This is a genomic window from Vibrio sp. 10N.222.52.C3, from assembly GCF_041474195.1.
Taxonomy (GTDB): Bacteria; Pseudomonadota; Gammaproteobacteria; order Enterobacterales; family Vibrionaceae; genus Vibrio; species Vibrio crassostreae_C.
The window spans coordinates 1,856-12,249 of sequence record NZ_JBFRTQ010000057.1 but is presented as its reverse complement, the minus strand read 5'-3'; the positions used below and the strand labels follow the sequence as shown (position 1 = coordinate 12,249).

Below are 10,394 nucleotides of genomic sequence, written 5' to 3'. Positions count from 1 at the left end.
GCCTCCTCCTACTCGATTACTGCTCTTGGGTAACTTCGTTCTTGTCTCTCTGGTAATACCCCCCTTAAGTGTTGCTATACTTTTAGTAGGCAATCACGGAGGAAGCATAACCTTAGATTAAAGCCTACGAATTCACTTCTAATTGGTAACTATCAAATAGAAAACCATCAAAAGAGTCATCATCTATATCTGAAAACTTCATTAGCGTTTGCTTCACACTATCCAAGTGCTTCCACATCGCGAGCTTTGCCTCTTCTGGGTTTTTTCTCAACAGAGCATTAAGAATGGCTGCGTGTTCCTCTACCCACATCATTCGATATTTTTGGCTATCTACATCGGCATGCAACTGGGCCCACATTTTACTGCTCTCACGTCGAGACCAGATGGCCTCCATGACCTCTATAAGCAATCCGTTCTTGGTTGCTCGTGCAATCGCGATATGAAACTGCTTATCAGTATCATGACTCGGATTATCGGCAAGCACTTGAGCCCGCTCCTCCGCTAAAATTCTTCTCATCTCACTAATTTCGGCTTTAGTGATGTTTTGAGCAGCAAAGCCTGCAATGTGACTTTCTAGTAATTGACGACCCTGTAGCATCTCAAATGGGCCGATATCACCATTCAAATCAATCATCGGCCCAGCCCCTTGACCACTGATAGATTGTTGATGACCACCGATTAAAGTCGGTGTTGCTGGCAGCTTCATTACATAGACTCCCGAGCCTTTTCTAACTTCAACCAACCCCTCAAGCTCTAGCATTATGATAGCCTCACGAATCACCGTACGACTAACATTGTACTTAGTTGCGATGTCACGTTCAGTCGGTAATCGTTCCCCTACTGCGTACTCCCCCATTTCTAGCTTTTTTCTCAGATCTCTACCAATGGAGAGATACCGCCTACCTTTCTCTGGCATACCAACATCCTAGTCGCATATAGTTAACTCACAAAATTGTAGCAGAGAGAACTTAAGTTATATACCAATTCTTTGCTAGATCACATGAACATCCACACTTATTTTATGACCATCATGACGTAGATTCCAACCTTGCCCCTACAAGTAACCAACCAACAAATACAAGCGATCGAATATGCGTTATTTTCTATAACAGCAGAGGAATTTAGGAGTGAAAGGGATGTAAATACAGATGCAGAGGGAGTTATTTAAATATTAGTTGGTAAATTGCATGACTATTGGTACGTTTCTTGTCAATAGACATTAGTACGCAGAACTCTCTGCTCCGGTATTACACCGCAACTTATAGATCGTCATTAGGTTAGTAACGATGAAGGCACCCTCGACCAAGCTCCCGCCGATTGAACCCAACCAAACATTATGCATGAACCAACAACAGGAGTTAAAAAGAATGACACTTCGCATTTTAATTCCCTTCAAAGAGAATAAGGCCCACGTCCCTGCAACCGACCCTATAATGGGCAATATCTCTATTGGAGTTCTTACATGTGGAACCATCATCGCTATCAAAGAGCAACCACACACCCACATAACCCAGCGAGATTGTGTCTTGATTGAAACAAATGCACGTATCGCGTTGAGACTTACCCCTACAGCCGCGACCATGGCGTCCATCATGAAAAAATGCACCGCCATTATCGAGCAGAAGATCACCATACCGTAGCGAAATTTGAGGTCTTCTCTCTGCAGAAAGGCCAGAATACCACATACGAACGCAACCCCACCAACACTCTGCGCGAAAATTATTGGATCACTCATTAACATCTAAGTGCCTTATTTGAATTCTTAGATAAGCTACCCTTTTGTCAGGGCTCCCAACCGATAAATCAACGACTCAATGTTGCGTTCGTTGGGGTTACTTTTAACCGCGACTCGAAAATCGCGGTACTTATCGCATATACACACTTGGGTTTATCCTTGAAGCGAGAATCCCCCCTAAACTCTCAGTTGTTATGCAAAATAGCGCTTGGCATTGCCGAAACAAATACCTTCGACCATAGGACCAAGCAGAGACATATCGTTTGGCACCTCACCGTTTTCAGCCCAGCGACCTATCATGTCACATAAGATCCGGCGAAAGTACTCATGTCGCGTGTAGGAAAGAAAGCTTCTCGAATCGGTCAGCATACCCACAAAGTGACTCAATAAACCTAACTGAGATAACTGCTCCATTTGACGCTGCATACCGTCTTTCTGATCGTTAAACCACCAGCCAGATCCAAACTGAACCTTTCCAGCAATACCGCCACCTTGGAAGTTACCTATCATGGTCGCCATCATCTCGTTATCACGAGGGTTAAGGCAGTACAGAATCGTCCGTGGCAATTCATCGCTCTTATCCATCTCATCCATTAGGTGCGCCAATTCAAAAGCAAACGACGTATCACCAATAGAGTCAAAACCCGAGTCAGCACCAAGTAATCGGAACATCCGGGTATTGTTGTTGCGCTGTGCACCAATGTGCAATTGCATAACCCAACCCAAATTGGCATAGCGCTTACCAAGCCACACTTGTACAGCCGTAGAGAATTGCGCACTCTCAAATTCGCTAAGAGTCTCCCCACTTAAACGGCGTGAAAGCAAGGCATCCAAATCCGACTCCACCGGAATAGGCGCGTAACGGACGACTTCAATGCCATGATCAGCCGCACGACAGCCATGCTCTGCAAAATGAAGCAAACGCTTATCCAGTGCCATCAGAAGATCATCAAATCGACGGATCTCTATATCCGCTACTCTCCCAAGCATTTGCATGTAATCAACAAACGTATCAAGTTCAATTTTAAAGGCTTTATCAGGGCGCCAACTTGGCAATACTTGCACATCAAATGACTTGTCTTCAGCAATTGCTCGGTGATGCTCTAGTGAATCAACAGGATCATCGGTCGTACCAGCCATCACCACGTTCATTTGCTTCATTATCCCACGTGCGCTGAACTCTGGTGTTGCCAATAATTCATTACAATGATGCCAAACATCATCGGCAGTGTCTGGACTAAGGAGGGTATTGTGCACCCCAAATGGACGACGTAATTCGAGGTGTGTCCAGTGGTATAGCGGATTACCCAAGGTTTGAGGTACAGTTTTTGCCCACGCCTGAAATCGGTCTAAATCAGACGAGGATTTACCCGTAATTAAATCCTCTGAGATTCCCGCCGTTCGCATCGCGCGCCATTTGTAGTGATCTCCCTCTAGCCAAATCTGACTCATATTGTCAAAACGTCGGTCTTGAGCGATATCTGCTGGATTAAGATGACAGTGATAGTCAAAGATTGGTTGCTGTGATGCAACCTCATGATACAACCGCTTTGAAGTTTCATTCGTTAATAGGAAATCTTCACACATAAAAGTCTTCATACTATCCCCTATAAACCCTCTACAGACGCTTTCGCACCAATATCCACTAAAGACTGATATGCAGCACTTACCGCTTCAATCACGCGGGGATTAGAACCAATTTCTGGATCAAATATCGAAGTCAATCCCAACAGTTCTGGCACAACAGATGCAGACTTCCCATGCTTATCGCAAATAGTTTGTAGCTCTTTCGCCATAGGATCTTGAACATCAATACCTTCTCCCAAATCATCAACACCCGACACGTAGCGCATCCAACCCGCAATTCCCAACGCCAACCATTTGAAATCACTACCTGTCTCTAGGTGGTATTTCAAACTACCGCCCATACGCTGAGGTATTTTCTGACTACCATCCATTGCTATCTGCCATGTACGATGCTTTAAACTCGGGTTGGTAAATCTTTCAATCAATAATCTTGCATACCCTTCAAGACCTGTCCCTTCTGGCATATTCAAAGACGGAGCTTGCGCTTTCATCATCATATCGAATGCAGCCTTTCTATAACCAGGGTTTGTCATTGTATCGGAGATATGATCATAGCCACCAAGGTAGCCAAGGTACGCTAAGAAGCTGTGTGTACCATTCAACATACGCAACTTCATCTCCTCGTATGGCACGACGTCCTCAACAAATTGCGCCCCAGCCACATCCCACTCTGGACGGCCTGCTACAAATTTGTCTTCAATAACCCACTGACGAAAAGGTTCACATGCGATTGCGCAAGGGTCATCGCAACCCAATATAGTAGATATTTCAGCTAATGTTTCTGTAGTGGCCGCTGGCACAATGCGATCAACCATGGTGCACGGAAAAGTGACATTTTGCTCTATCCACGAACCTAACTCGACATCTTGAAGAGTGGCAAATTCAATAATGGCAGACTTTGCAACATGTCCATTCTCTTGAACGTTATCACACGACATAACCGTGAACGGTTGCAGGCCACGCTCCTTTCTAATCGATAGTGCACGTGTAATCACTCCGAGTGCCGAGACAGGTGAAGATGGATTATTCATATCTGCAACAACGAGCGGATTTGACTTATCCAAAGTGCCTGTCGATGGATCAGTACAATACCCCTTTTCAGTGATTGTCATGGACACAATAGCGACTTGTGGTTCGGCCATTTTTTCTAGTATTGCATCTACCCCATCTAAAGCAGGTTGAAGCGATTCGGTGACACACTTTATCTGTTTTAGTGTCGTTCCATTCTTTCCCTTTTCGGCTACAGTAAATAGATGATCTTGTTTTCTCAAGTTCGCTATTAGTTCCTCGCCACCAAAAAGATTAATCTCGCACACGCCCCAATCAGATTGTGTCTTGCCTAGCATCTCATTTGTGTATAACGCCTGATGCGCCCTATGAAATGCGCCAAAGCCAAGATGAACAATGCGCGTACTTAGACCGTTTCTGTCGATATCTAGTCGCTCAAGTTGCTCTGGGTATTCATCCATTTTAGATATGTTCATTTTATAGCTCCGAATAACCGATGCGCTTTGGCACACCAATGTTTAAAATAACCTACTCAGGTTGCATGTTGGTATTCTTTTACTTTCCCCCCAACAAGGCAAGTAAAAAGGCACTCTCAAACTCACACTCTTGATGTTGATCACTATTTTGGTAAACCAATTGACAATATTGTTGGCGGAAATACGATTAAAATGTAAGTTACCACCATACAATGGTATTCCAATATTGCAATTAGGAGATAACATGGAACAAACTTGGCGCTGGTACGGACCAAACGACCCCGTTTCACTAACTGACATTAAGCAGGCTGGTGCTACTGGCATTGTTACTGCCCTACACCAAATTCCTAACGGTGAAGTGTGGAGTGTTGAAGAAATAATGAATAGAAAAACGCTTCTAGAGAAAAACGGCTTTACATGGTCGGTAGTCGAAAGCGTTCCTGTACACGAAGAAATTAAAACTCGAACAGGAAAGTATCTTACGTGGATAGAAAACTATAAGCAGTCCCTCATCAACCTTGCAAAGTGTGGTATCGATACTGTCTGCTACAATTTCATGCCCGTTTTAGATTGGACCCGAACGGATCTCGAATTTGAACTTCCTGATGGCTCCAAAGCCTTGCGCTTCGACCAAACCGAGTTTGCTGCGTTTGAACTTTACATACTAAAAAGACCCGGTGCGGAAAGTGAATATAGCGACTTAGAGAAACAAGAAGCTCTAGATCGTTTTGAAGATATGGGTGTGGATGATATCGCCCGCTTAACATCGAACATCATCGCAGGACTACCAGGCGCGGAAGAAGGCTACACTTTAGAAGAGTTTCAGGCTCGACTTGATACCTATCGCGGCATAGACAAGAACAAACTGCGTGAACATATGGTTTTATTCCTACAAGAGCTGATGCCCACCTGTGAGTCATTCGGCCTAAAGCTTGCTGTTCATCCAGACGATCCACCACGCCCAATCCTTGGCTTACCAAGGATTGTTTCAACTATCGAAGACATCGAGGCGCTAACGAAAGCCGTTCCTAGCAAGATGAATGGAATCACAATGTGCACTGGCTCGTATGGGGTACGAGGTGATAACGACCTAGTAAAAATGATTGAAACCTTTGGGGACAGAATATACTTCACTCACCTTCGTTCAACCCAACGTGAAGATAACCCCAAGAATTTCCACGAAGCGGCTCACTTAGAGGGAGACGTAGATATGTTCAACGTCGTTAATGCTCTTGTTGCAGTCGAGAAAAAACGGGCAGCGACAGGGGATACCCGCCTCATTCCAATGCGTCCCGATCATGGACACCAAATGATTGACGACCTTAACAAGGAAACCAACCCTGGTTACTCCTGCATTGGTCGACTGAAAGGCCTTGCTGAAATAAGAGGGCTAGAACTCGCGATTAAACGAATGAAATCGTAATGACCCAATAAAGCAAAATCAAAGCCCCTACCACCACTTACTATCAGGGGCTTTGCTGCCCGGCTTATCGCATCAATTAAGGTAAAATATGACGTTAAAAATTGCCGTTATCGGTGAATCAATGGTTGAACTACAACAATGCGGTGAACTTCTTAAACAGTCCTACGGTGGCGACACCATAAACACTGCCCTCTACCTCACACGACTAACCAATAATACCCAGATCAAAACGAGCTATGTTACAGCTATCGGCAATGATCCTTTCAGCGCTAATATGCTTAGTCACTGGCAGTCCGAGGGAATAGATACAAGTCTCGTTTCTCGAAACCCTAATAAACAATCTGGATTGTACTTTATCGAAACAGATGACGCAGGCGAGCGTAGCTTCCACTACTGGCGCAACGACGCTGCAGCGAAGTTCATGTTTGATCAAGCTGAGTCAGCTTCTCTTGTTGATACACTAAGTGGCTACGATGCTGTTTACCTAAGTGGTATCACTCTAGCTATTTTGACTCAAAACGGTCGCAACGAGCTATTCAAGTTCCTTGAGAACTTCGAAGGCAAAGTATTCTTCGACAACAACTACCGTCCAAAATTATGGGCTAGCCAAGAAGAAGCTCAAAAGTGGTACCTGAAGATGTTGAACTTCACAGATACAGCGTTTCTGACTTTCGACGATGAGCAAGACCTATACGGTGACGAGAACGTTGAGCAATGCATCGAGCGTACAACTAACGCTGGCGTTAAAGAGCTTGTTATCAAGCGTGGCGGTAAAGAGTGTCTAGTAGTTGAAGGCGAAAGCGCAAACTACGTTTCAGCTAACCAGATCGACAACATCGTTGATACGACTGCAGCTGGCGACTCTTTCAGTGCAGGTTTCCTAGCGAAACGTCTATGTGGCGGCACAGCTGTTGAATCAGCGGCTAGCGGTCACACTGTTGCAGGTGCAGTAATTCAGTACGCGGGTGCTATCATCCCTGCTGAAGCAATGCCTGAGCTGTCTCTATAAATTGTCCTGCTAACACAGACTCACACATTATTTCGATGAGAAAAAACATGACAACTTTGAACGAAAAACTAGCAAGTCTTAAAGTGATTCCAGTAATTGCTATCAACCGCGTTGAAGATGCAATTCCACTAGGTCGCGCTCTTGTTGAAAACGGCATGCCTTGTGCTGAAATCACTCTACGTACTGAGTATGCAGTTGAAGCTATCCGCGTTATGCGTAAAGAATTCCCAGAAATGCTGATCGGTTCTGGTACGGTTCTTACTAACGAGCAAGTTGATGCTTCTATCGACGCTGGCGTTGACTTCATCGTAAGCCCTGGCTTCAACCCACGTACAGTTCAGTACTGCCTAGACAAAGGCGTTGCTATCGTACCTGGCGTTAACAATCCAAGCCTAGTTGAGCAAGCAATGGAAATGGGCCTTCGTACTCTTAAATTCTTCCCAGCTGAACCATCAGGTGGCGTTCCAATGCTTAAAGCGCTAACTGCTGTTTACCCAGTAAGCTTCATGCCTACTGGCGGCGTTAGCCTTAAGAACGTTGACGAGTACCTAGACATTCCTGCAGTTCTTGCATGTGGCGGTACTTGGATGGTTCCAACCAAGCTAATGGATGAAGGCAAGTGGGACGAACTAGGTGCATTAGTTCGCGACGCAGTAGCTCACGTTAGCTAATATTGCTTTGCAATTGTTTCGAAAAAGCCCAGCATTGAGCTTAATGCCGATCGTTTAGCTACTTGAACGATCCTCAAGAGGCCTCACCACACCGATGAGCTCTCCCAGATAGCCGCTGGTGTACCTTGGGGAATACTCAGCTCAACATCATTGATGAGAAGAGTCATGTTAGCCGTGGCTATTCGAGCTTGATACTTTGTCGTCTTTTCGACGACTTCTGCCCGAACAAAGCCTAGAGATGCGCCAGTGATTTGAGTTGCTGGCGCTTGGCATAGAACGTTGAGGGATTGAGTTCATTGAGCTTACAAAATGCAAGTGTAGATAATGAACTCGATTCAGATTGTTCGATAAGCGTTTGCCATTCTTGATTGGTGCGTCGCTTTCCCATTTCAAAACCTCCTCATGATTGGAGACTTGATCTTATTATTCGTGCTAGGCGGTTAGAATGCGGGGTTTATGACGCGCTTACCTATAAGGAAGTAGGGGTCACACGACGATTCGGAAAATATTGTACGCTAAAAGCGTAACTTATTATTTTTATGGGAAAAACCCAGTTCATATCCTTCTTTATTACAAAGTAACGTCCTTATCGGACTGCTCCAGCTTTTTGACCTTTGCGATCGTTGACCGACTACAGCCTAAAAGGTGTTGAATTTGAGACCAGCTTTTACCCTCACTAAGTAAAAGAGCCACATTTTCTCTCAGTTGGAGGTCTGGTTTTCTTCCTTGATATTTACCCAAAGCTTTTGCTTTCTGTATTCCTTGTGCCTGTCTTTTACGTCGAGTTTCATAATCATCCCTGGCCATTGCCGCAGCGAGATCAATCATGAATTCAGTCAGCACTTTTGAAATCACCGAAATACGCACTCATACACGCTTCACCATATCGAGTATGAGTCGGTATACTTTAAAGAATCAACTCAAGCACACTGAACTAACCACTCGTTGTACTGGTCTGGTAACGACTGCCCCATCGCGTCTATTTGCTCGTCCAGTGCTATTTCAACAATCTCATGTGCTTTCTGGTTATCGACACCATCAGCCACCAGAACTTGATAGGCTTCATTAGCTTCTATCCATAGCTGAGAAAACAAGCATAAATCGTTGGCGGATTTGATATTGTCAGTGACCGATTTTGGCAGTTCAAATACTACTGGTAGTTGAGCCATAGTGACCTGTTCACAGATTAACGCAAAGTCATTCCAGTTAGTTTCATTACCGCGAAGATCGGTTGAGCCATTTTTTGAAACTGCGGAGCATTTGAGGATGGTTACTTCACCAACGCTAGATACAAAAATCTTATACAAAAGTCCTAAACGAACAGTCTCTAAAGTGGGTACGGTTGATAGTTGAGAGTCAGCTGTAACTTCAGCTAGATTTGAATCTTGAATTTGCTCGAACTGAGCCAGTGAATCTAAAAGTACGATTTGATTTTTCATTGATAAACCCTCTATGTGTTTACAAGAAGATTCGGCTCTAATACTGACAATCAACCATATCAAAAGCAATAATTATTTCTCCGAGGTGTCTCACGGCAAGATCATTATAAAATGGGAACTTTTCAGCAAACTGGTGATCAGATCAGCTACTAATTATCTATTGTAACGTTTTAAGCATGACCGATTCTTTTCTCCAGCATTTTCAAGCCATTGAAGATCCACGTATTGACCGATGCAAGCGACATGAGCTTCTCGATATTATCCTTTTAGCCGTCAGTGCTGTTCTATCAGGAGCCGAAGGCTGGGAGCAGATTGAAGATTTTGGCACTCATCGCCTAGATTGGCTCCGGCGTTATCGTCCTTTCGAATATGGTATTCCACGTCACGATACCATCGCTCGCGTTATATGCCGTCTTAAGCCAGAAGAAATTGAGACAGCGTTTCAAAGTTGGATGAGCTGTCTTATTGAGTCTACTGGGAGTGATGTCATTGCCATCGATGGTAAAACCGCTAGACGTTCTTTCGATACACGTGAGAGGCGAAATCCACTCCATGCGGTCAGCGCTTGGAGTAGTCAACATCAGCTCGTTCTCGGGCAAGTCGCGGTTGATGAGAAGAGCAACGAGGTATCCGCTATCCCAAGGTTACTCACACTGCTTGATATTGAGAACTGCATCATCACGTTGGACGCAATGGGATGTCAAAAAGACATCGCTAAACAGATTGTGAAAGGTAAAGCGGATTACGTCTTAGCCTTAAAAGGCAATCACTCAGGGATGAAAGCAGAGCTTGAAGCTTGGTGGCACAAATCGATGCGAGAGGGCACGACTTCTGACACGTATGATGAGTTCAGTGAAGTAAGTGCTGGTCATGGACGCATTGAAACACGTCATTGCGAGCAATTAATCATTGATAGAAGCTGGTTAGGCAAAGGATATCGTTGGGATGGTTTACAGAGTGTAATCAAAGTGACCGCCAAGGTTGAAGAAAAATTAAGTGGAAAACAATCGGAAGAAACTCGATGGTATATAATACCAATCCGGAAA

Annotated in this window: 10 protein-coding genes and 1 pseudogene; 4 read left to right on the top strand and 7 right to left on the bottom strand. The window is 44.5% G+C overall.

Going from position 1 to position 10,394, the window contains the following annotated elements; translation table 11 throughout:
• Positions 1–124 precede the first annotated feature (124 nt).
• From AB4517_RS10255 to AB4517_RS10240, 4 genes are all read right to left on the bottom strand, one after another.
• Positions 125–916 carry an FCD domain-containing protein gene (locus AB4517_RS10255; protein WP_372148300.1) on the bottom strand — a complete coding sequence of 264 codons (792 nt, stop codon included), beginning with the start codon at positions 914–916 and terminating at the stop codon, positions 125–127.
• 303 nt (positions 917–1,219) lie between these two features.
• Entirely contained in the window at positions 1,220–1,735 is a 516-nt protein-coding gene (locus tag AB4517_RS10250) for a YgjV family protein (protein ID WP_372148299.1), read from the bottom strand.
• A gap of 192 nt (positions 1,736–1,927) precedes the next feature.
• The gene (gene uxaC / locus AB4517_RS10245) at positions 1,928–3,334 is read right to left on the bottom strand and encodes a glucuronate isomerase (RefSeq protein ID WP_372148298.1); all 1,407 of its coding nucleotides are present in this window, start codon (positions 3,332–3,334) and stop codon (positions 1,928–1,930) included.
• A gap of 8 nt (positions 3,335–3,342) precedes the next feature.
• Positions 3,343–4,806 carry a mannitol dehydrogenase family protein gene (locus AB4517_RS10240; RefSeq protein ID WP_372148297.1) on the bottom strand — a complete coding sequence of 488 codons (1,464 nt, stop codon included), beginning with the start codon at positions 4,804–4,806 and terminating at the stop codon, positions 3,343–3,345.
• A 244-nt stretch (positions 4,807–5,050) separates the two neighbouring features.
• Between AB4517_RS10240 and uxuA the strand changes: the two genes are divergently transcribed.
• The 3 genes from uxuA to AB4517_RS10225 all read left to right on the top strand — a co-directional run bounded on the left by uxuA (position 5,051) and on the right by AB4517_RS10225 (position 7,909).
• Complete coding sequence (gene uxuA / locus AB4517_RS10235; RefSeq protein ID WP_372148296.1) at positions 5,051–6,229, top strand: mannonate dehydratase; 1,179 nt, start codon at positions 5,051–5,053, stop codon at positions 6,227–6,229.
• A gap of 88 nt (positions 6,230–6,317) precedes the next feature.
• Positions 6,318–7,238 carry a sugar kinase gene (locus AB4517_RS10230; protein WP_372148295.1) on the top strand — a complete coding sequence of 307 codons (921 nt, stop codon included), beginning with the start codon at positions 6,318–6,320 and terminating at the stop codon, positions 7,236–7,238.
• 47 nt (positions 7,239–7,285) lie between these two features.
• Entirely contained in the window at positions 7,286–7,909 is a 624-nt protein-coding gene (locus AB4517_RS10225) for a bifunctional 4-hydroxy-2-oxoglutarate aldolase/2-dehydro-3-deoxy-phosphogluconate aldolase (RefSeq protein ID WP_372148294.1), read from the top strand.
• A 54-nt stretch (positions 7,910–7,963) separates the two neighbouring features.
• Here the strand turns inward: AB4517_RS10225 and tnpA are convergent.
• The 3 genes and pseudogenes from tnpA to AB4517_RS10210 form a co-directional block, all read right to left on the bottom strand.
• Positions 7,964–8,297: pseudogene (gene tnpA / locus AB4517_RS10220) on the bottom strand (IS66 family insertion sequence element accessory protein TnpA).
• A gap of 182 nt (positions 8,298–8,479) precedes the next feature.
• Positions 8,480–8,776, bottom strand: coding sequence for a helix-turn-helix domain-containing protein (locus AB4517_RS10215; RefSeq protein WP_372148293.1), 297 nt, complete (start codon positions 8,774–8,776; stop codon positions 8,480–8,482).
• Positions 8,777–8,829: 53 nt separating this feature from the next.
• Positions 8,830–9,348, bottom strand: a complete 519-nt coding sequence (locus AB4517_RS10210) for a hypothetical protein (RefSeq protein WP_372148292.1) — start codon at positions 9,346–9,348, stop codon at positions 8,830–8,832.
• 176 nt (positions 9,349–9,524) lie between these two features.
• Here AB4517_RS10210 and AB4517_RS10205 point away from each other — a divergent pair.
• A partial coding sequence (locus AB4517_RS10205; protein WP_372148291.1) for an ISAs1 family transposase occupies positions 9,525–10,394 on the top strand: 870 nt, incomplete at its 3' end.